We start from the raw sequence: 20,784 nt of genomic DNA, 5'->3' as shown, positions 1-20,784 counted from the left end.
TGATTCATCGCAGGCCCTCCACCATCGTCAGCTCGCCGTCGGCCTCGAGCAGCTCCCGCAGCCTGGCCAGGCCCCGCGCCGTCTGGCTCTTCACCGTCCCTTGTGAACACCCCAGCACCGCCGCGGTCGCCGCGACGTCGAGGTCCTGGTAGTACCGGCACACCAGCGCCGCCCGCTGCCGTGGCGGCAGCCGGCGCAGCGCCGCGGTGAACGCCATCCGGCCCGGCGTCGCCTCCGACGCGCCTGCGTGCCCGGTGACGTCGGGCGGCTCGGCGACGCTGCGCTCGCGCCTGCGCCACACCCGGCGCACGTCGGCGAGGTAGGCCCGCACCAGGCAGGTGCGCACGAACCCGTCCAGCGCCTCCTTGTCGCGGACCTTGCGCCAGCTCACCGCCAGCCGCATGAACGCCGCCTGGGCCAGGTCGTCGGCCCAGTACCAGTCCCCGCACAACAGGTACGCCGTGCGGCGTACCGCATCACGGCGTGCCGTGAAGTACTCGCGGAACTGGCGCTGCTCTTCGGTCTCTCCGCTCGGCATCGCACCTCCCTGCCTCTAGGTGCGCGCCGGTGGCCGGATCGGTTGCACGGCCCGGCTAGTACTGCTCCTTCAACCGGTGGCGGAACTCCGCGAGCGCGGACTGGACCACGCCGTTGAGGTGCTCCAGCTCGTCCTGGGTCGGTTCGCGGCGCAGGTGAACGTCCATCTTGAAGTCGCCGTCGGCGATCGTCACGTCGAAGCGCTCCAGGAGGTCCTGCGGCAGCCGGCGGGTGACGAAGTCGCGGAACGCCTCCGCGATCACGCGCGGCGTGTCACCGCACCCGCAGGTGCGGCCCTCCTCCACCGCGCCGAGGTGCCCGCGCCCGGCAATCGCGTCCGGGTGCACCGGCGCCAGAGCGGCCAGGCCGTCCTGCAGTGCCTTGCGCGCCTCCTCCAGCCGCGACTGGTGCTGCAGGAAGATGCCGAGGGCGACACCGGCCCGGCCGAGGATCTCGAAGTCGGCGCCGCGGTGCGCCTCGGTGACCGCGTCGGCGAGGCACCGCTCGGCCGCGGCCGGCTGCCCGGCCTCGCTCAGCGCCAGCCCCCAGTTGCGCAGCACCAGGCTGGTCAGCTCGGGACGGCCGATGCGCTGCGCCCTCGTGTACGCCGACTCGTACGTGCGCAACGCGGCCTTCGCGTCGCCGGTGTCGTTGAACGCGAGCGCCAGCCCCAGCTCCGCGCTCAGCGCGTCCTCGGCCCGGCCCTGCCGGTCGTGGGAGGAGAGGACCTGCCGGATCGCGTCGATGCGGCCACTCTGGTCGCCGAGGTCCCGCCCGGCGTTGGCGAGGGCGGCGAGCACGTTGAGGGTGGCGGGATGGTCGGCGCCGAGGCGCACCTGCAGGGCGGCGGCGAGCGCGGCGAGGACGGCCCGGTGCGCCGCCGGGTCGGCCACGCCCTGGCGGTGCAGGACCTCGTTCACCAGCTGCGCCGCGGTGTCCTCCGGCAGCTGCTCCACACCGTGGAACAGCGGCTCGCCGGTGCCGGCGGCGTGCACGACCTCGGCCCGCAACGCCAGCGCCGACGCGACGTGCTCGTGGCCGTTCTGCCACAGGTTGCGCACGACCTCCTCGATGACGTCGCGCGCCTCCCGGACGTTGCCGCGCTGCAGCAGCACGTCGGCGAGGGGTTCGAGGCCGAACGCGTACCCGGCGTGCTCGCGGCCGTAGAACGCCCGGCGGTCCTCCGCGCCGCGCCGCAGCTCCGCCTCGGCGTCGTCCAGGCGGCCCGCCAGCCGCAGCGCGAGGCCGAGGTTGAGCCGGTACGTCAGGTGCTCCTTGACGTCGTGCGCCGGCACCGACGTCGCGTGGCGGTAGCACTCGATCGCCCGCTCGATCTGGTCGCAGTTGAGCAGGATGTTGCCGAGGTCGCACTGCGCCGACGCCCAGGCGGCGCTGCCGTGGCCGTGCCGCACGGTGGCCGCGCGGACCTCGCGCTGCATGACGGCTTCGGCGTCGCCGAAACGACCCTCACGCATGAGGGAGACCGCAATGTCGATCGGGGCTGTCACGGCGCCGGAGTCTAGTGCGCCCGCGGGCACCGCACCGCCCCGTGGCGCATGTTGCCTTATGGCCACAGAACGGTAGAGTGGAGGTCGTGAATGTGCAGCGACACGTGCCGGCCGTGTACCACCAGATCGCGGATCTCCTGCGCGACGAGATCAACCGGGGCACCTATCCGGCCGGACATCCCCTGCCGAGCGAGCGTGAGCTCTGCGACCGGTACACCGTCAGCCTCACCACCGTCCGCCGCGCCGTGGCGATCCTGCGCGAGGAGGGCCTCGTCACGTCCCGGCGCGGCGCCCCGTCGACGGTGCGGGAGCGCCCCGCCCGCTCGACCGTGGTGATGGGCCGCGGCAGCCGCCTCACCTGCCGCATGCCCACCACGTCGGAACGCTTCGCCATGGGCATCGACCGCGGCGTCCCCCTGGTCGAGGTCCACGACCGCTCCGGCCGCGTCGAGGTGTTCCTCGCCGACCGCGTCGAGGTCCTCAACCCGGAGGGCCTCGCCGGCGCCGCGACCAGGATCATGGACGTGGCGTAGGTCAGGGCTGGAGCAGGACCTTGACGGTGCCGTCCTTCTTCTGCTGGAAGTTCTGGTACGCCTGCGGGGCCTCGTCGATCGGCAGCCGGTGCGTCGCGAACGACTCCACCCCGAGCGGGTCGGCGTCGCCGGTCAGCAGCGGCAGGATCTGCGGCACCCACCGCTTCACGTTCGCCTGACCCATCCGCAGCTGGATCTGCTTGTCGAACAGCACCATCATCGGCAGCGGGTCCGCGGTACCGCCGTACACGCCGGACAGCGAGACCGTGCCGCCGCGGCGGACCGCGTCGATGGCGAGGTGCAGGGCCGCGAGGCGGTCGACGCCTGCCTTCTCGATGAGCTTCGCGGCGGCGGCGTCCGGCAGGAACCCGGCGACGGTCTGGGCGAGCTTCCCGGCCGGCGACCCGTGCGCCTCCATGCCGACGGCGTCGATCACCGAGTCGGCGCCCCGGCCGTCGGTCAGGTCACGGATCGCGTCGGCGACGTCGTCGACCTGGGTCAGGTCGATCACCTCGACACCGTTGGCGCGGGCCCGGTCGAGACGCTCCGCGACCAGGTCGACGCCGATCACCCGCAGCCCCCGGTGCTTCGCCACCCGCGTGGCCATGTCACCGATCGGGCCGAGGCCGAGCACCGCCAGGGTGCCGCGCTCGGGGACGGCGGCGTACTCGACCGCCTGCCACGCCGTCGGCAGCACGTCGGACAGGTACACGAACCGGTCGTCCGGCGGCCCGTCGGGGACCTTGATCGGCCCGAACTGCGCCTGCGGCACCCGCAGGAACTCCGCCTGCCCGCCGGGGACCTGCCCGTACAGCCTGGTGTAGCCGAACAGCGCCGCGCCCTTGCCCTCGGCGCGCACCTGCGTGGTCTCGCACTGCGTCATGAGCCCCTGCGCGCACATCAGGCAGTGCCCGCAGGAGATGTTGAACGGGATGACGACCCGGTCACCGCGCCTGAGGTGCGCGATGTCGGCGCCGACCTCCTCCACGATCCCCATCGGCTCGTGGCCGAGGATGTCGCCCTCGCTCATGAACGGGCCGAGCACCTCATACAGGTGCAGGTCCGACCCGCAGATCCCGGACGACGTGACCCGGATGACGATGTCGTTCGGTTCCTGAATGACCGGGTCCGGGACGGTGTCCACCCGGACGTCCCGCTTGCCGTGCCACACCACTGCTTTCACCAGGCCCTCCTCCGTCTTGCCTCACCCTGCCGCTACCCGGGGGCCAGGCCCGGAAACAACGGCCGGAGCGGAAGACAGTTCTGCTAAATCTTGACCGAACGTCGATCAGCCGCTATGAATGCATCGAGAGCGCTCTCCCGTCCTCACCGCCACGAACGGGAGACCACCCATGTCCCGATCCCGCACGGTCCGACTGCTCGCCGGCGCGGGCGCCGCCCTGTTGGGCAGCGCCTTCGTCGCGCTCGCGCAGGCACCACCCGCACAGGCCGCCGACCTCAACCTGACCCAATACGTGAACCCGCTGATCGGCACCGACGACAGCAACTCCCCCAACCCTGTCGGCGGCGGTGCCGGTGGCAGCACGTTCCCCGGCGCCACCGTGCCCTTCGGCATGACCCAGTTCAGCCCCGACACCCCGACCGCGTCGCCGTCCGGCTACCGCGACCGGGACCGCACGATCGAGGAGTTCAGCCTCACCCACTTCAACGGGGCCGGCTGCGCCAACAACGAGGACCTCGGCCTGCTGCCGGTCACCGGCGCGCTCGGCTCCTCGCCCGGCACCGCGTGGACCAGCTACGCCTCGGCGTACACCAAGACCAACGAGGCCGCGTCCGCCGGCTACTACAAGAACCGCCTCGACAAGTACGGCGTCGACGCCGAACTGTCCGCCACCACCCGCACCGGCGCGCTGCGCCTGACCTACCCCAACACCACCACCGCCCGGCTGCTCATCAACACCAGCCGCTCGGCGACCGGCAACCGCAGCGGCTCGGTGAGCATCTCCGGCAGCAATGTCACCGGCAGCGTCACCGCCGGCGGCTTCTGCGGCTCCAGCAAGACCTACCAGATCTACTACTCGATCCGCTTCGACCGGGCACCGTCCTCGGTCGGCACGTGGAACGGCGGCACGATCAGCAACGGCTCCACCAGCACCAGTGGCGTCAACACGGGTGCCGTCATCACCTGGGACACCAGCAGCAACCGTACCGTCAACGCCACCGTCGCCCTGTCGTTCGTGAGCGTGGCCAACGCCACCGCGAACCTCAACGCCGAGACCGGCGCCTTCGACACCGTGCGGGCCAACGCCAACACCGCCTGGAACGCCGCACTCAACCGGGTTCAGGCGACCGGCGGCACCGCCACGGAACTGCAGAAGTTCTACACCGCGCTCTACCACGTGATGCAGAACCCGAACGTCGCCAGCGACGTCAACGGCCAGTACCGCGGCTTCGACAACGCCGTGCACTCCGCGTCCCACCCGGTCTACCAGAACTACTCCGGCTGGGACATCTACCGCTCGTGGGCCGCGCTGATCGCGTTCATCGCCCCCGACGTCGCCAGCGACATCATGAAGTCGATGGTCCTGGACGGCCAGCAGGGCGGCCTGCTGCCCAAGTGGTCGCAGCAGATCAACGAGGACTTCGTGATGACCGGCGATCCCGGCCCCATCATCGTGGGCAGCGCCTACGCGTTCGGTGCCCGCGCCTTCGACACCGCCGCCGCGCTGCAACTGATGAAGAACGCCATCGCCGGCGGGCTCATGCAGGGCTCCCCGATCCGCGGCCGGGAGGCCACCTACGAGGCGAACCACTTCATCCCCAACGCCCCCTCCGACGCCCTGGAGTACTCCGCGTCGGACTTCGCCGTCGCCCAGTTCGCCCGCTCCGTCGGCGACACCGCCACCTACAACTCGGCGATGACCCGCGCCCAGTACTGGCGCAGCTCCTACAACGCCGAGTCCGCCTACATCCACCCCCGTAACAGCGACGGCTCCTGGCCGTGGCCGCTGAACCCGGCGCAGGAGAGCCCCTACACCGAGGGCAACGCCTCGCAGTACACGTGGATGGTCCCGCAGAACTTCGCCGCGCTGATCTCGCTCATGGGCGGCCCGCAGACCGCGGTGCAGCGCCTCGACCACCACTTCACCGAGCTCAACGGCGGGCTGTCGCGGCCGTACTTCTACATCGGCAACGAGCCCGAGCACAACGTGCCGTGGGCGTACAACTTCGCGCAGCGCCCCGGCAAGACCAGCCTCGCCGTGCGCCGCGTCATGAACGAGTCCTTCACCACCGGCGCCGGCGGCCTGCCCGGCAACGACGACCTCGGCGCCACGTCCGCCTGGTACGTCTGGTCCGCGATGGGCATGTACCCGGTCACCCCGGGCGCGGACACCCTCGCCATCCACGGTCCCACGTTCCCGTCGGTGCTCATCCAGCGCGCCGCCGGCAACATCCAGATCAACGGCGGCAGCTCCTCCAGCGCCTTCGTCCAAGGCCTCACACTCAACGGCTCCGCCGTGGCGAACAACTACCTGCGCTACCCCGACCTCGCCGCCGGCGGCACCCTGCAGTACACGATGGGCGGCAGCGAGTCGGCCTGGGGCACCGGCGCCGGCAACGTCCCGCCGTCCTTCACCGACGGCGCCACGCAACCGCCGGCCGCGCCCGCGCTGGGCACCAACCTGGCGCTGAACAAGACCGCGACCGGCTCCGCCGCGTGCGGCACCACCGAGACGCCGGCGAAGGCCGTCGACGGCAGCCTCGCCAACAACAGCAAGTTCTGCTCCGGCACCGCCCCGCGCTTCCTGCAGGTCGACCTCGGCTCCAACCAGACCGTCAGCTCGTTCGTGCTCAAGCACGCGGGCCTCGGCGGCGAGTCGACCGGCTGGAACACCGGCGCGTTCACCATCTCCACCTCCACCGACGGCACCACCTGGACCCAGGCCGTGTCCGTCACCGGCAACCGTTCCAGCCGCACCCTGCACCAGATCACCGCGCGCACGGCACGCTATGTGAAGGTCGACATCGGCACCCCCGCCAACGACGGCAACACCGCCGCTCGCATCTACGAGTTCGAGGTGTACGGCGGCGGCACCCCGAGCGGCAACCTCGCCCTCGGGCGCCCGGCCACCGCGGACTCCTCCTGCGCCAGCACCGAAGGCCCCGACAAGGCGGTCAACGGCAGCGTCTCCGGCGGCAACACCGACAAGTGGTGCTCGCTGGGCACGAACAAGTTCCTGCAGGTCGACCTCGGCAGCACCGTCCACATCGGATCGCTGGTCGTCCGGCACGCCGGCGCCGGCGGCGAGGACGCGGCCTGGAACACCCGCGACTACGACCTGCAGACCTCCACCGACGGCAGCACCTGGACGACCGCCGCCCAGGTCCGCGCCAACACCGCCAACGTCACCACGACGACGACCAACGTCAACGCCCGCTACATCCGCATGAACGTCATCACCCCGACCCAGAACACCAACACCGCCGCGCGCATCTACGAGTTCGAGGCGTACAGCTGACCGACCGGCGGCCGTCACTCAGGTGGCGGCCGCCGCCGTCCTGGTCAACCCGTGCGCCGCGATCGACAGCAGATTACGGACCATGTCCTGCGGGTCCGCCGACTGCTCGCCCGCCCACGCCAGCCCGGCCGCGAGCGCCAGCAGCTGCGCCGCCGTCACGTCGCCGCGCACCTCGCCCGCCTCCTGCGCCCGCTCCAGCAGCCGCCCGCCCGCCGCGCGCATGCCCGCGCACGACGCGTGCAGCTGCGACTGCTCGTCGCGCAGCGCGGCCATCACCGACTCCGGCAGCCCCCGGTAGGTCACCGAACCCGCGGCCAGCTCGCTCAGCCACTCCAGCAGCGCCTCGCCCGGCGCGGCGGCCGCCGACAGCTCCCCGGCCCGGTCCCGCAGCGCGTCGAAGCGGCTGCGCAGCAACGCCTCCAGCAGCGCCTCCCGGGTCGGGAAGTGCCGGTACAGCGTGCCGATCCCGACCCCGGCCTGCCGCGCGATGTCCCGCAGCGAGGCGTCGGTGCCGTGCGCCGCGAACGCCTCGCGGGCGGCGGCCAGGAGCAGATCGTGGTTGCGGCGCGCGTCGACCCGGACGGTCCCGGCCATGCGGCTCCCCCTCACCGTTGACAATCCGGAGCACCGCTCCGTATTTTCGGAGCAGTGCTCCGCAAGAGAGCGTACCAAGGGGGAACCATGCCCGAACGCACCATCGTCGTCACCGGCGCCACCGGCCAGCAGGGCGGCGCCACCACCCGCCACCTGCTCACCGGCGGCGAGGACTGGCACGTCCGCGCCCTCGTCCGCGACCCGGACACCCCCGCTGCCCGCGACCTCGCCCACGCCGGCGCCGAGCTCGTCACCGGCGACATGGGCGACCGCGCCTCCCTCGACGCCGCCTTCGCCGGCGCCCACGGCGTCTTCAGCGTCCAGCCCGCCTACGACGCACCCCACTTCGACACCGACGAGGTCCGCTTCGGCGTCAACGTCGCCGACGCCGCCCACGCCGCCGGCGTCCGCCACCTCGTCTACACCTCCGTCGGCGGCGTCGAACGCGGCAGCGGCATCACCCACTGGAACACCAAATGGGAGATCGAGCAGCACATCCGCGCACTCGCCCTGCCCGCCACGTTCCTGCGCCCGGTGATGTTCATGGAGAACCACGCATCGGCGAAGTACGGCGTCACCAGCCCAACCGCCCTCATCCGGATGATCGCCCCAGGCGCCCGCGTCCAGCTCATCGCCGTCGAGGACATCGGCGCCTTCGCCGCCCTCGCGTTCGCCGACCCCGCGACCTACCTCGGCCTCGCCCTGGAACTCGCCGGCGACGAGGTCACCCGCGAGGAACTCGCCGCCGCCATCGCCCGCGCCACCGGCCTGGACCTCGCCGTCGCCCCCGTGTCCCGCGAGGCCCTCGCCGCGCAGGGCATCAACGTCGACAACGTCCAGCGCGGCGGCTCCTTCGGCGGCTGGCAGGCCGACATCCCCGCCCTGCGCAAACTGCACCCCGGCCTGATGGACCTCGACACCTGGCTCACCCGCGGCGGCGCGGCCCTCTTCACCGCCCGGCTCAGTCCCGGACACCCTCGATCAGCCGGGCCAGGGCCTGACGTCCCGGGCCGAGCGGCACCCGCCGCTGGTTGAACAGCAGATACACGATCCCGTCCGCGTCGATGACGAGACTCGCGTTGCCGTCGCGCTCCTCACCGATCGGGTAGAACCCGCCCGCGGTGCCGCCCTCCAGGCTCTCGAACCAGCCCTTCTGCCCCTCGGCCAGGGTCGGGTCCAGGTCGAACGACATCTTCGCCACGTCCCGGCCCTCGCCGCGGGAGTCCACCGACAACCCGCCGAACTCCAGCAGGAACGCCTCCGCCGCCGCATGCGGCACGAACCCGCTGGGCCGCAACGCGTCGACCCACGCCGCCGTGCTCACCCGCCGCCCGTCGTGCCAGCCGGCGTTCTGCATCGCCGTGTACACCAACCGCGACCAGTCCCCGCTCACATCGCCTCCCTCAGGTTGAACTCTCTCATCAGCGGCGCACAGCTCGGGCACGGCGGGATCTGCGTGCCGTGCATCCGGTGGCCCGGCGCACGGATCCGCGCCGAGCCCACCGCACCACCGGTCGGGTCGATGCCCCGGTCCAGCATCCGCGACAGCGCCTGCGGCAACGCGCACTCACCGTGCCAGTCGGCCCGCTGACCGGGCGGCATCGTGTTGATCGTCCCCTCGACCCGGCGGTGCAGCGGATACCCGGCGCCGCTCTGCGTCGACACCGTGTGCCGGCCGTCCGCGGTCGTGACCGCCTCGGCGGTGCCGTTGGTGCGGCCGCCCGCCTGCGCCCGATCCGCCTCGCGGCGCGCCGCGTGCGACGCCTGCCGCGGCGGCGCCGCCCGGCGCGTCGGCACCGCGTCCGGATTCCCGCGGCGGCGCTTCTTCGTCTTGCGCAGGGACCGCAGCGCCGCCCGGATCAGCTTGCCGCTGGCCTTCCCCCGGCCGCTAGCCATCGGCGAGCATGAACAGCGCCTCCATCAGCAGATTGCTGACGACGGTCCGGGTGAGCTGCTGAAACACCGGGATCTCCAGCAGTGACGCGCCGAAGGTCAGCTCCGACGTGGCGATCGCCTGGGCGATCTCGATCGCGAGGATCACCAGCTGGATGATGACCGCGACCTTCAACGCCAGCACGATCAGCCCGCACACCATCAGCCCCAGCCCGGCGAGCTGGGCCGCGGTCGCGCCGTCGTGCAACGCCTCCGACGGGCCGTCCTCGTGCTGCCACGACGCCCGGAACGCGGTGATGTCGGCGCCGACGTTGTCCGTCCAGACCTTCTCCGCGACCGGGTCGGCCTCGGCGATGCTGTGCTGGATGGTCCCGGCGAACCGGGTCCACACCTGGCCCATCTCGAACAGCTTCTGCTCATCGGCCTCGGGCCACTCGTACCCGATGAACGACAGCACCGTGCGCAGCTCCCCCGGCAACTGCAGCCCCACGCTCAGACCCCCGACTTCGGGTCCATGGCGGTCATCAACGCCAGGTTGTCCTGCTCCAGCAGCTCATACCGCTCGGCCATGCCGACCAGGTCCTCCCCGCTGGCGATGACCTCGTCACGGGCGTCGGCGTAGCACTCGAAGGCGAAGTCGGACACCTCGGCGTGCGCGGCGCCGATGAGCGAGCCGATGTCGTCGGTGCCCCACGGCTCGCCATGGCCGGCCAGCTCGACCCGGAACTGCTCCAGCGCGGTCGCGAAACGGCCGCCGGCCGCCTGCAGGCCGGTGCCGGCGGTGCGCAGGCTCTCGACGGAGATACGCAGATCCACGGGCTACCGCCGGTCCGCGGTGACGCGTTCCTGGGCGGCCGAGATCGACGCCAGGAACGAGGTGAACTGCCGGGCGGACTCGTCACGCACCTGGGTCAGCTCGGTGTGCAGCGCCGCCAGGTCGACGGCCTCCGGGGCCAGCTTCGCCTGCGCCCGCAGGTCGTCCAGCGCCGCGTTGACGGCGGCGGCGACCTCCTCGCCGAGCGTCCGGCTGTCCAGTCGCAGGCCTCTGGGGTCCACGGCGACCGACTCGATCCTGCCGCCGAGCGCGGCGACCGCGGTGATCAATCCGTTCGGTGAGGTACCGGTCCCCTGCAGCGCCGGCCGCCCGCCGGGCGGGTCCTCGCCCGCCGGTCGGGTCTCGCCCTGAGTCTCACCCTGAGTCTCGCCCTGGGTCTTGCCGAGCAGCCGCTGCACCGAGTCGAGCAGACCCGCAAGGTCCTCCGTCGCCATCTGTCGCCTTCCTCCGAGCCTGGTTTCGCGGCGCCGATTCTGCCAGGTTCGTCCGTTTGGACCGTACCGCTCGGCGCCGTTTCGGGGGTGAGCCCGGCCACGTCCGGTTCGTCCGTTTGGACCGTACCGCTCGGCGCCGTTTCGGGGGTGAGCCCGGCCACGTCCGGTACGGCGTCCTAGGAAACTAGCCTAGGGGTTGCGGCGTTCCACCGGCCCCGACGGCCCGCGATGCGACGATCACCCCGAGGTCGACCGCGAGGGTTTCGACGCGGGCACGCCGATGCTGCTGCAGCAACGCCGGGCCCTGCGGTCACTGGCCCGGCACGCGGCCGCGCACCTCGAGGTGCACCGCTACGCCCGCACCGCCGGGCACACCGCCGACCGGCTGCGCGAGCCCGACCGGCTGCGCGAGCCCGACCGGCTGCACGAGCCCGACCGGCTCAAGGACTCGTTCCTGGCCAGCACCACCGTGCGCCTGACCATGCCCGACGCGGCGGGGCCTCAGCCGGCCGCCAGGTAGGCCAGCACCGCCAGGACCCGGCGGTGCCCGTCGCCGCCGTCGTCGATGCGCAACCGCTGGAAGATGCTGCGCATGTGCGTCTCCACGGTCCGCTCGGCGAGCCCCAGCCGTGCCGCGACGGCCGCGTTCGAGCGCCCCTCCGCGACCAGCGCCAGGACGTCGCGCTCCCGGCCGGTGAGCCTGCCGAGGGCACCCGCGTGCGCCTCCGGCCGCAGCAGCGCGGCGACGACCTCCGGGTCGAGGGCGGAGCCACCGGCCGCGACCCGGCGCACCGCGTCGAGGAAGTCGTCGACCCGCAGCACCCTGTCCTTCAGCAGGTACCCGAACCCACCGGCCGACACCAGCCGCACGGCGTGGCGGATCTCGATGTGCTGGGACAGCAGCAGCATCGGCAGCGCCGGCCGTTCGGCCCGCAGCCGCCGGGCGGCCTGGGCACCGTCGTCGCGCATCCCCGGCGGCATCCGCACGTCGATGACGGCCAGGTCCGGTTCGTGGCCGGCGACGGCGTCCTCCAACCCGGCCACGTCCCCGACGGCGGCGACCACCTCGTGGCCGTCCTCGGCCAGGAACCGGACCAGCCCCTCCCGGAACAGCACCGAGTCATCGGCTACGACGATGCGCACGGCACCGTCACCTCCATCTGGGTCCCGCCGCCGGGCGGGCTGTGCACCGTCACTCCCCCGCCGACGGACGCCACCCGGTCCCTGACCGAGACCAGGTCGGCGGCGCCGCCCACCCCGTCGTCGACGACCCGGACCCGGACCGCCCCGGCACCGTCCGGTCCCACGTCGATGCGGACCGTGCCGGCACCGGAGTGCTTGAGCGCGTTGGCGTACGCCTCGGCCACCACGAAGTACACCGTCGTCGCCACCACCTCCGGCAGCTCGACGTCCTGCACGCTCAACCGCACCGGCAACGGGGCGTCCGCGACCAGCGCCCGCAGCGCCGCCGACATGCCGTCGTCGAGCCGCCCTGGCCGCACCCCGTTGGCCAGCCGCCGCAGCTCCCCGACGGTCGCCTCCAGCGCCTCCACGGCCAGGTCCAGCTCACCCTGCTCGGCCCCGTACGCCGGCAGCCGCCGCTGCAACGACCGCAACCGCATACCGACGGCAACCAGCTGCTGCTGCGCCCCGTCGTGCAGGTCCCGCTCAAGCCGCCGCCGCTCCCCGGCCGCCGCCTCGACCAGCCGCGCCCGGCTGTCCCGCACGTCCCGCAACGCCATGCGCAACTCAAGCCGCAGCCGACTCACCTCAATGGCGAGCCGGATGTGCCGGGCCGCCTCCCGCCCACGCCGCAACCGCCGCGGCGACACGATCCCCAGCACGATCACACCCGCATCGGCACCACCCGCAGTCAACGGAATCACCGCCCGCCCACCCACCGCCCCCGCCGGTCCTGCCGCCCCCGCAGCCCCTTCCGACCCCGCGGCCCCTGCCAGCTCCGCAGACCCCACCACTGCTGACGACCCCGCCCCGCCAGCCGGCTCCCCCGACCACGCTGCCCCCGCCAGCTCTGCGGCCACCTCCACCGTTGACGACTCCGCCTCCCCCACGGACTCTGCCGACCCCGCCACCCCTGCCAGCTCCGCAGACCCCACCACCGCTGACGACCCCGCCCCGCCCGCTGGCTCCCCCGACCACGCTGCTCCCGCCAGCTCTGCGACCACCTCCACCGTTGACGACCCCGCCACCCCTGCCAGTTCCGCAGACCCCACCACCGCTGACGACCCCGCCCCGCCCGCTGGCTCCCCCGACCACGCTGCCCCCGGTGACCCCGGCGACCCCGCCAGCTCCACGGCCACCGCCGCTGTCGACGACCCCGCCTCCCCCACAGGCTCCACCGACCACGCTGCCCCCGACGACCCTGGCACCCCTGCTCGGTCCGCGGACCCCACCACCGCTGACGACCTCGCCCCGCCCGCTAGCTCAGCCGACCGTGCTGACCCCACTGACCCCGTCGCCGTTGACGACCCCGCCCCGCCCGCTGGCTCCGCCGACCATGCCACCCCCGCTGGCTGCGCGGCCCCCGCCGTCTTTGAAGGCCCTGCCGCTCCCACCACCCCCGCTGGCTCCGCAGCCCCCGTCACCGCCCCTGACGACCCCACCACCCCCACCGACCGCGCTGCATCCGCCTGTGAAGGCCTTGCCACTCCGGCCACCTCTGGTGACTCCGCAGCCCCCGCCGCCCCTGAAAGCCCTGCTGCTCCCGCCGCTGCCGGCCCTGCCGCCTCCGAACCCGCTGGCTCTGCTGCCCCTGCCACCGCTGGCACTGTTGCCCCGGCCGCCACCGCCAGCCCGGCCGACTCCGCAGGCCCTGTCATGCCCGCCGCCCACGCCGGCTTCGCCAGGTCCGCCATCCTCGCCGGGCTCGCCAGATCCGCCGGGCTCGCCAGATCCGCCGGGCTCGCCAGATCCACTGGGTTCGCCAGGTTCGCCAGGTTCACCGGGCTCGCCAGGTTCACCGGGCTCGCCAGGTTCACCGGGCTCGCCGGGCTCGCCAGATCCGCCGGGCTCGCCAGGTCTGCTGGGTTCGCCAGGTTCGCCAGGTTCGCCGGGGTGCCGGTGAGGTCGACGAGGCCGTCGGTGCCCGGTAGGCGGAGCAGCAGGCGCAGGCCCGGGTCGCCGAGCGCGGCGCGCAGCACCTCCTCGGCCTGCTCCGGCTCGGCCTCGCCGTCGCGGACCTGGCGGACGAAGCGCAGCAGGCGGGCGGTCAGCACGTGCCGCTCGCGGTCCACGACCCGCCCCACGACCGTGTTGAGCCGGCGCTGCAACGGCAGCAGGAGCAGTGCCGTGACGAGGGCCGCGCCGGCGACGCCGAGGCGGCTGCCGCGGCCGAGGACGTCGCCGGCCGCTGTTGTCACGGCGGCGAACACGGCCGCTGAGATCAGCGACGTCAGCAGCCACGCGAGCGATGCGCCGAGGAGACGGTCGACGTCGAACAGCTCGTGGCGCAGCACCGCGACGGCGACCGAGGCCGGCACCGCGACGAGCATCACGACGATGAAGGCGGTGTACGCCACGCCGACCGACGCCCCTGCCGCCTCCGCGACCCAGCCGGCGGCGAGGAGCACCGGCACGGACCCGGCGCCCAGCAGCAGCCAGCGCAGTTGGCGGCGGACCAGTTCGTCGCCGTGGCGCCAGCGCACCACCAGCGACGCGACCGTGGACAGCAGTGCGCCGAGGAACGCGCCGAACCCGGCGACCTCCAGCACCAGCTGCAGCCAGGCCGGCAGCGCCGCCAGGTCGCCGTGGCGGCCGAAGCCCGCGAGGACATACAGGCCGACGGCGCTGAGCGCCACCCACCAGGCGATGACCCGCCACCGCCGGCCCGGCAGCAGCCCGTCGGGGAACACCAGGCACAGGGCGGCGAAGCCGACGACCAGCCACACCCAGGCGCCGAGCTGGACCAGATGCACGACGTGCGCGCCGGGCCACGGGTGGCGGCTCTGCACGGTGCCGGCCCACCGCTCCAGCGCGAACACCACGGCCGGGGCGGTGCCGACCCACGTCACCGCCGGGCCGACGGGCACGGCCGGCGCCCGCAGGCTCACCAGGAGCCCGATCGTCACCGGCACCGCCGGGAGCAGCGCGGTCAGCAGCAGCGTCGCCGCGGGCTCCGGCAGTCCTGGGGTCACCGCGACCGCCAGCTGCAGCGCGACAGCGACCGCGAACACGGCCGCCGGCAGCACGGCGGCCGGTCTCAGCCGCCCGGGTGCGCTCACGTCCATCATCTTGGCGGACCAGCGGTGATCGGCGCATCCGTGCCAGCACGCAGCGGGCCGCCCGGATGTGGCGGGCCGCGGGCCGGTCCACGATGCGGGGCATGGAACTCATCGTGATGGTGCTGGCACCGCTCCCGCTCGGCTACTTCATCCGGCAACGGATCGTCGCCTACCTCGTCTACGTCGGCCTGCACTCGTTCGTCTTCACCTTCCAGACCATGACGCTGACCAAGGCCTGGGTCGGCGGCGACACGTCAGGGTTCGCGAAGGACCCGGACTCCGTCGACTGGCCCTACGCACTGGTCAACCTGGTGATCTACGGCGTCGGGCTGGGCCTCGTGGCGCTGGGGCACCGCCTCGCCGAACGCCGCCGCCGGCGGGCCTCGGCGCCCGTCGACCTGGCCGTGTGAGCCCACGGGGGTGCGCCGGACCCGGCGGGCCAGCGCCCGCACGCCGATGACGAGGCCGAGTCCGGCGGCCACGGCGACCTTGAACACGGTCTTGCTCCACAGCGCACCCTTCACGGCCGCCCACACCAGCAGCGGCCACGGCCGGTCGTCGTGCTGCCACCACAGCACCGCCGCCAGCACCAGCAGGGTCACCGCCGTCGCGGCGCCGATCAGGGCCGTCGTCGCGGCGGCGGCGCGGACGTGCTGCCATCTCGTTCGCATACATCCGACGCTATGGCCGGTCGGGCCCGTGCTCGTCCGGCCGGAGTCGGATTCCGGGGTCCGCCCCAGGTTGTAGGCCGGGGCGGGCCAGGCCGGCGTCGTAGGCGAAAATCGTCGCCTGGACCCGGTCGCGCAGCTCCAGCTTGGCGAGGATCGCGTTCATGTGGGCCTTGACCGTCGCCGGCCGGACGCCGAGCTCGGCGCCGATCTCCGCGTTGGACAGCCCCCGGGCGACGCCCCGCAGGATCTCCACCTCCCGGGCGGTGAGCCTGGCCAGGCCGGCCGCGACCGCCGGGTCGACCGCCGGCGCGCGGACAAACGCGTCGATGAGCTGCCGGGTCAGCGACGGGTCGATGAGCGAGTCACCGGCCGCCACGACCCGCACCGCGTCGACGAGCCGCTGCGGGTCGGCGTCCTTGAGCAGGAACCCGGAGGCACCGGCGCGCAGCGCCGCGTACACGTACTCTTCGAGGCCGAACGTCGTGAGCACCAGCACCCGCAACGGATCCGGGCCGGCGGTGAGCCGCTCGGTGGCGGTCAGCCCGTCCACGCCGGGCATGCGGATGTCCATGAGCACCACGTCGGGCCGCAGCCGCTCGGCGGCGGCGATCGCCTCGGCACCGTCGGCCGCGACCGCGACCACGGACAGGTCCGCCTCGGCGTCCACGACGGCCGCGATGCCGGCGCGGACCATCGGCTGGTCGTCGACGACCATCACCGTGATCACGATGGGACGACCTCCGTCATCGGCAGGGACGCGTCCAGCTGCCAGCCGTGCTCGTGCCCGGCGCCGCCGGCCCGCGTCGCCAGCGATCCTCCCACCGCGTCGACGCGTTCGCGCAGGGCCGCCAGCACCGGCCGCGGGACGGGCGAGGCGAGGCGCTGCACGCACAGCCGCAGCATGTCGGGTCCGTGCTCGATCCGGACCAGCGCCGGGCCGCCGAGCGCCGCTCCGATCGGCAGCACCGCCTCGACGACGCGGAACGCGCACAGCTCAACCTCCAGCGGCACCTGCCCGTCGCCGTGCACCTGGAGATCCACGCCGGCGCCGCACAACTCGGCGAGCCCGGCGAGCGTCGGCTGCGCGGCGCGGGGTGCGGTGGCGGCGCTGACCCTCAGCACGGTGAGCAGCTCCCGCATCGCGGTGAGCGCCGCCCGCGCGTGACCGAGGGTGGCCGTGATCCGGTTTTCGCCGGGTGTACCGCCGGGAGCCCCGTCGTGCGGGCCGCCTGCGGCGGCGAGCAGCGCCGACGTGTGCGACAGCACCTGCCCGCGAAGCCCCTCGGCGATGCGGGCCCGTTCCTCGCGGGCGGCGCGCACGGCCGCTCGGCGACGTCGCGCAGGGCGACCCGGTCCCGCCGGTCGGCGCGGGCGTGGTGCCGCGCGACCAGGAACCCGGCCAGCCACCACGGCAGCGCGAGGAGGCTCAGCGCGCCGGCGGACATGGCGGTGACGAACACCGCCCCGGCCGGCCACAGCTGCGCCGGTGTGCCGTCGCCGGCGAGGTCGGCGGGCTGCAGGAACCGGGCGGTGAGCGCGACGGCGGCCCCGGCGCCCGCGCCGACCGCGGCGAGCCACGTGAGCCCAGGGTGGCGGGTGTCATACCGGCCGACGGCATACACGGGCACCACGATCCCGGCGAGCGCCAGCGGCACCACGATCCCCAGGCAGGTCGGGGTCGCCCCGCCCCGGCCGAGCACCGCCCCGGCGACCCCGACGGCCACCAGCGCGGCGAGCACCGCCACCGGCGCCCGGCGCCGCCACCACAACGGTCCACAGTAGACAATCAGGAACAGGGCCGTCAGCGCCGCGTCGGAGGGCCCGGTGAAGAGCGGCTCGCCGCCCTCCTCCGCCCGGACGGCGGCGGCAAGGAACAGCGGCAGCCCGGCAACGAGCACGATCAGCAGCGCGTCGAGCACCGACGCCTCCGGGCTGCGCCACCAAGACGCCGCGCGCGCCATCGGTGCGCGCGCTGACGGTGCGCGCGCCGCCGACGCGGGCACTCCCGGCGCGGGCACTCCCGGCGCGGGCACTCCCGGCACGGGCACTCCCGACACAGGCATTGCCGGCGTGGACCGGACGGGATCCGGCGAGACGGGCAGCACCGCACGCACGGACCAGCCGCCGGCCGGGCGGGGTCCGGCGCGCAGCGTGCCACGGAGGCGGCCCGCGCGGGCCCGCATGCCGGGAATCCCGGCACCGGACCCGAGGTCGAACCCGCCCGCACCGTCCCCGCTCGCGTCGCCGTCCGTCTCGCCGCCAGGGCCCTTGCCGGTGTCGTCGACGGCGACGGTCACCGTGTCGCCGGAGCGGGTCACGGCGACCGTGACGGCGGCGCCGGGGGCATACCGCAGGACGTTCGTCAGCGACTCCTGCACGATCAGGTGGACGGCCTCGGCGACGTCGGGGTGCAGCCGGTCGCCGTCCGGGTCGTGGCGCAGCTCGACGCGCAGGCCGAGCCGGTCGAACCCGGCGACCAGGTCCGGGAGCCCAGCCGGCGACGGCGGCTCGTCGCGGCCGGCGAGGGCGGCGAGCCGGTGCAGGGAGCGCGCCGCCGCCTGGCCTGAGGTCCGTGCCACGTCGAGGGCCTGTGCGGTCATCACCGGGTCGCGGAGCCGCTGCGCGGCGGCGAGCTGGACGACGACCGCCGTCAGGTGGTGCGCGGACACGTCGTGCAGCTCCTGGCTGAGCCGTTCGCGCTCGCCTGCCGCGGCGGCGCGCTCGGGCTCGGCGGCACCGGCGACGTGGACCCGGACCGCCTCGTGCCGCGCGGTCCGGCGGCGGCGGGCGCGACCGAAGACGACCACGGCGGCATACGCGGCGGCATACAGCGCGGCGTCGGCCGCCGCGGTGACCGCGACCGACCCGGCGACGATGTCGGACTCCGTGAGCACGTCGGTCACCAGCGTCGACAGCACGGTCCCCGCGGCCGCGCACAGGACGCTCACGCGCAGCGTGCGGCGCACGGCGACGGAGTACAACGCGATGAGATCGGTGAACGGCACGACCAGCGCCTCGTCCTGCAACCCGAGCGGATCGGCGCAGCTCACAGCGATCAGGATCACCGTCCACACCGCGACCGGCGCCACCGCGCGAAGGCTCAGCGCGACGCCGACGACGACGGCGACCGCCGTGAGCTGCCAGGCCCGGGCGGAGTCGACGGGCGCGCCGTAGGCGACGGGGCCGAGGGGCCACACGGCGAGCTGGGCGGCGGTGAGCGCGGCCGGCAGCCGGACCTGCCTGGTCCACCTGATCCGCTCACCCCCGCCGACGCCGCTCATGGCGAGAGGCTATCGCCCACATCCGGGCGTCCGGTCATCCCGCGGGCGGAGGCCGCCTACGCCCTGGGGTGGTGTCCTCACCGCCCCGAGCCGGTGGCGAGATCGCCGGTGAGGTCGGGGGCGAGGACGCCGGTGAGGTCGGGGGCGAGGACGCCGGTGAGGTCGGGGGCAAGGTCCCCGGTGAGGTCGGGGGCAAGGGCACCGACGGCGTCGGCGTAGAACGTGCTGCCGAGGTGGAACGCCACCTGCCGCAGGGTCCACGCGTCGCCCTCGGCGCGGTCGAGCCGTTCGTCGTCGAGGCTGCCGAGGCGCAGGGACCAGATCCGCGCGAGCCGGGTCAGGCGGCTGCGGGCCTCGTCGAGATCGGCCCCGGTGAACGGGGCGAGGTCGGCCGGCGTGGTGACGGCGGAGGCGTGCCAGTGATCGGGTGGCGGCGTCTGCCCGGCGAGGCGCGCCTCCAGCTCGGCGAGGTGGTCGACGAGGTGGTCGCCGAGGCGGCGGATCGCCTTGTGCGGCGTGTACACGCGGTCGTCGGCGGGGATCGGCCTGCCGTCCCACGCGGGCCAGGTCTGCGCCAGCCGCAGCGCGTGGGCGACGGCCTCCTCGATGACATGGGCGGGGTCACGGCCGTCGGTGGCGGGGATGTCGTCGCTCATGCGCCCGAGGCTAGGCCCCGCATTGTTCGACCCCGGCCGAACAATGCGGGGGCGAAGCCGGGACGCGGTCAGGCGAAGCGGATGTGCACCGGGCTCGCCGACGTGCCCTGGGGCGCGAGGGCGAACGCGGCCAGGGCGCCGCGGACGACGCCGAGGGTCTCGGCGCCGACGAGGTCGACCCAGGCCTGCTCCGCGGCGGCCCCGGCGGCGCGCATCGCCTCGACGGCGCGGCGGCCCTCGGCGGTGAGCTCCAGGCGCCGCACGCGCCCGTCACCCGCGTTGGCCTGGCGGCCGAGGAGCCCCTCGGTGTGCAGGGTCGCGCAGATCTTGCTGATCGCCTGGGTGGTCATGCCGAGCCGGTCGGCGAGCTGGGTGACGGTGTCGAGGCCGTCGCCGATGAACAGCACGGTCAGCGACTGCGACGGGGTCAGGTGCCCGTAGCCGACCGTGGCGAGCTCACCGATCACGTTGCGCACCAGGCGTTGACAGCACGCCGCCAGCAGCATCCCCAGATCGTGCTGCTCCGGACCACTCATGCGACGTCACCACTCATGCGACAACACCACTCATGCGACAACACCACTCATGTGAAAACACCACCCATGCGACGACCTTACCGGGCTTGACTGCGTAACTCAGTTACGTATCTAATATTAGTAACTCAGTTACCCACGGGAGGAAGCCATGAAGGTCGAGACCGATCGGGTCGTGTTCACCGACGCCACCGGCGCCGAGGTCGCCGTCGGCGAGCTGCGCGGCGGCACGCGAGGTGTCGCGCTGTACTTCATGCGCGCGGCGAACTGCATGATCTGCGTGCGGCACGTGCGGGCCCTCGCCGCGCTGCGGCTCACCGACCGGGACGTCACCCCGGTCGTCGTCGTGCCCGGCGGCGCCGCCGAGGCGGCCCGGATCCGCCGCGTCGCCGGCGCGGTCCGCGTGGTCTCGTCCACCGGGGCCGAGGCGCATCAGGCGGTCGGCCTGACCAGGACCATGCTGCTGCAGCACAGCGGCACCCTGCTCGTCGACGCCCGGGGCGAGGTGCGCTACCGGCTCGGCGCGACCCTGCCGATGGGCAGCTTCGACGCGGCCGCGCTCACCGCCGCCGTCGACGCCATGTGAC

22 protein-coding genes are annotated in these 20,784 nt (G+C 73.7%); 6 read left to right on the top strand and 16 right to left on the bottom strand.

The genetic code is table 11. From position 1 onward, the window contains the following. Positions 1-4 precede the first annotated feature (4 nt). Together OHA72_RS32445 and OHA72_RS32440 are read right to left on the bottom strand one after the other, a co-directional pair. Positions 5-538, bottom strand: coding sequence for a SigE family RNA polymerase sigma factor (locus OHA72_RS32445; protein WP_326999833.1), 534 nt, complete (start codon positions 536-538; stop codon positions 5-7). 55 nt (positions 539-593) lie between these two features. Continuing rightward, positions 594-2,045 carry a tetratricopeptide repeat protein gene (locus tag OHA72_RS32440; RefSeq protein ID WP_326999832.1) on the bottom strand — a complete coding sequence of 484 codons (1,452 nt, stop codon included), beginning with the start codon at positions 2,043-2,045 and terminating at the stop codon, positions 594-596. Positions 2,046-2,131: 86 nt separating this feature from the next. On the opposite strand from OHA72_RS32440, the gene OHA72_RS32435 reads away from it, so the two are divergent. Next, a complete protein-coding gene (locus OHA72_RS32435; protein ID WP_326999830.1) occupies positions 2,132-2,578 on the top strand; it encodes a GntR family transcriptional regulator in 447 nt (148 codons plus the stop codon). Between the two features lies 1 nt (position 2,579). On the opposite strand, the gene OHA72_RS32430 is transcribed toward OHA72_RS32435, so the two are convergent. Further along, positions 2,580-3,761, bottom strand: a complete 1,182-nt coding sequence (locus OHA72_RS32430; protein WP_326999829.1) for a zinc-dependent alcohol dehydrogenase — start codon at positions 3,759-3,761, stop codon at positions 2,580-2,582. A gap of 169 nt (positions 3,762-3,930) precedes the next feature. On the opposite strand from OHA72_RS32430, the gene OHA72_RS32425 reads away from it, so the two are divergent. Beyond that, on the top strand, positions 3,931-7,059 hold the full coding sequence (locus tag OHA72_RS32425) for a GH92 family glycosyl hydrolase (protein ID WP_326999828.1): 3,129 nt from the start codon (positions 3,931-3,933) through the stop codon (positions 7,057-7,059). A gap of 18 nt (positions 7,060-7,077) precedes the next feature. Here OHA72_RS32425 and OHA72_RS32420 read toward each other — a convergent pair whose 3' ends face one another. After that, positions 7,078-7,653: a TetR/AcrR family transcriptional regulator gene (locus tag OHA72_RS32420; protein ID WP_326999827.1), complete on the bottom strand. Its 576-nt coding sequence runs from the start codon at positions 7,651-7,653 to the stop codon at positions 7,078-7,080. A gap of 87 nt (positions 7,654-7,740) precedes the next feature. On the opposite strand from OHA72_RS32420, the gene OHA72_RS32415 reads away from it, so the two are divergent. Beyond that, positions 7,741-8,688, top strand: coding sequence for an NmrA/HSCARG family protein (locus OHA72_RS32415; protein ID WP_326999826.1), 948 nt, complete (start codon positions 7,741-7,743; stop codon positions 8,686-8,688). Here OHA72_RS32415 and OHA72_RS32410 read toward each other — a convergent pair. The 5 genes from OHA72_RS32410 to OHA72_RS32390 are packed head-to-tail and all read right to left on the bottom strand — an operon-like array spanning position 8,615 to position 10,815. After that, complete coding sequence (locus OHA72_RS32410; RefSeq protein ID WP_326999825.1) at positions 8,615-9,046, bottom strand: SUKH-3 domain-containing protein; 432 nt, start codon at positions 9,044-9,046, stop codon at positions 8,615-8,617. The two genes, OHA72_RS32415 and OHA72_RS32410, sit on opposite strands and share 74 nt — an antisense overlap. Then, entirely contained in the window at positions 9,043-9,549 is a 507-nt protein-coding gene (locus OHA72_RS32405) for a YwqJ-related putative deaminase (protein WP_326999824.1), read from the bottom strand. Before OHA72_RS32405 ends, OHA72_RS32410 begins: the two co-directional genes overlap by 4 nt. Continuing rightward, complete coding sequence (locus OHA72_RS32400; RefSeq protein ID WP_326999823.1) at positions 9,542-10,036, bottom strand: WXG100-like domain-containing protein; 495 nt, start codon at positions 10,034-10,036, stop codon at positions 9,542-9,544. The genes OHA72_RS32405 and OHA72_RS32400 overlap by 8 nt, the downstream gene beginning before the upstream one ends. A 2-nt stretch (positions 10,037-10,038) precedes the next feature. Continuing rightward, a complete protein-coding gene (locus OHA72_RS32395; RefSeq protein WP_326999822.1) occupies positions 10,039-10,362 on the bottom strand; it encodes a hypothetical protein in 324 nt (107 codons plus the stop codon). Positions 10,363-10,365: 3 nt separating this feature from the next. Next, positions 10,366-10,815 carry a YbaB/EbfC family nucleoid-associated protein gene (locus tag OHA72_RS32390; RefSeq protein ID WP_326999821.1) on the bottom strand — a complete coding sequence of 150 codons (450 nt, stop codon included), beginning with the start codon at positions 10,813-10,815 and terminating at the stop codon, positions 10,366-10,368. 196 nt (positions 10,816-11,011) lie between these two features. On the opposite strand from OHA72_RS32390, the gene OHA72_RS32385 reads away from it, so the two are divergent. Further along, entirely contained in the window at positions 11,012-11,335 is a 324-nt protein-coding gene (locus OHA72_RS32385; protein WP_326999820.1) for a hypothetical protein, read from the top strand. Here the strand turns inward: OHA72_RS32385 and OHA72_RS32380 are convergent. Together OHA72_RS32380 and OHA72_RS32375 are read right to left on the bottom strand one after the other, a co-directional pair. Then, positions 11,317-11,958: a response regulator transcription factor gene (locus tag OHA72_RS32380; RefSeq protein WP_326999819.1), complete on the bottom strand. Its 642-nt coding sequence runs from the start codon at positions 11,956-11,958 to the stop codon at positions 11,317-11,319. The genes OHA72_RS32385 and OHA72_RS32380 overlap by 19 nt on opposite strands. Then, positions 11,943-15,056, bottom strand: coding sequence for a sensor histidine kinase (locus tag OHA72_RS32375; protein WP_326999818.1), 3,114 nt, complete (start codon positions 15,054-15,056; stop codon positions 11,943-11,945). The genes OHA72_RS32380 and OHA72_RS32375 overlap by 16 nt, the downstream gene beginning before the upstream one ends. Positions 15,057-15,157: 101 nt before the next feature. Between OHA72_RS32375 and OHA72_RS32370 the strand changes: the two genes are divergently transcribed. Then, positions 15,158-15,466 carry a hypothetical protein gene (locus OHA72_RS32370; RefSeq protein ID WP_326999817.1) on the top strand — a complete coding sequence of 103 codons (309 nt, stop codon included), beginning with the start codon at positions 15,158-15,160 and terminating at the stop codon, positions 15,464-15,466. A gap of 271 nt (positions 15,467-15,737) precedes the next feature. Here the strand turns inward: OHA72_RS32370 and OHA72_RS32365 are convergent, their stop codons facing one another. The 5 genes from OHA72_RS32365 to OHA72_RS32345 all read right to left on the bottom strand — a co-directional run bounded on the left by OHA72_RS32365 (position 15,738) and on the right by OHA72_RS32345 (position 20,200). After that, on the bottom strand, positions 15,738-16,457 hold the full coding sequence (locus tag OHA72_RS32365; RefSeq protein ID WP_327011716.1) for a response regulator: 720 nt from the start codon (positions 16,455-16,457) through the stop codon (positions 15,738-15,740). Beyond that, positions 16,451-16,867: a sensor histidine kinase gene (locus OHA72_RS32360; protein ID WP_326999816.1), complete on the bottom strand. Its 417-nt coding sequence runs from the start codon at positions 16,865-16,867 to the stop codon at positions 16,451-16,453. Before OHA72_RS32360 ends, OHA72_RS32365 begins: the two co-directional genes overlap by 7 nt. Continuing rightward, positions 16,843-19,008, bottom strand: coding sequence for a sensor histidine kinase (locus tag OHA72_RS32355; protein WP_326999815.1), 2,166 nt, complete (start codon positions 19,006-19,008; stop codon positions 16,843-16,845). The genes OHA72_RS32360 and OHA72_RS32355 overlap by 25 nt, the downstream gene beginning before the upstream one ends. A 77-nt stretch (positions 19,009-19,085) precedes the next feature. After that, complete coding sequence (locus tag OHA72_RS32350; protein ID WP_326999814.1) at positions 19,086-19,664, bottom strand: hypothetical protein; 579 nt, start codon at positions 19,662-19,664, stop codon at positions 19,086-19,088. A gap of 68 nt (positions 19,665-19,732) precedes the next feature. After that, positions 19,733-20,200 (bottom strand): MarR family winged helix-turn-helix transcriptional regulator, encoded by a 468-nt coding sequence (locus tag OHA72_RS32345; protein WP_326999813.1) that lies wholly within the window; start codon positions 20,198-20,200, stop codon positions 19,733-19,735. A 148-nt stretch (positions 20,201-20,348) separates the two neighbouring features. Here OHA72_RS32345 and OHA72_RS32340 point away from each other — a divergent pair, with 148 nt between their 5' ends. Further along, complete coding sequence (locus OHA72_RS32340) at positions 20,349-20,783, top strand: hypothetical protein (protein WP_326999812.1); 435 nt, start codon at positions 20,349-20,351, stop codon at positions 20,781-20,783. Position 20,784: the final 1 nt, after the last annotated feature.

Source organism: Dactylosporangium sp. NBC_01737 (genome assembly GCF_035963215.1).
Classification (GTDB): Bacteria; Actinomycetota; Actinomycetes; order Mycobacteriales; family Micromonosporaceae; genus Dactylosporangium.
This window is presented reverse-complemented; position numbering and strand designations above follow the sequence as displayed.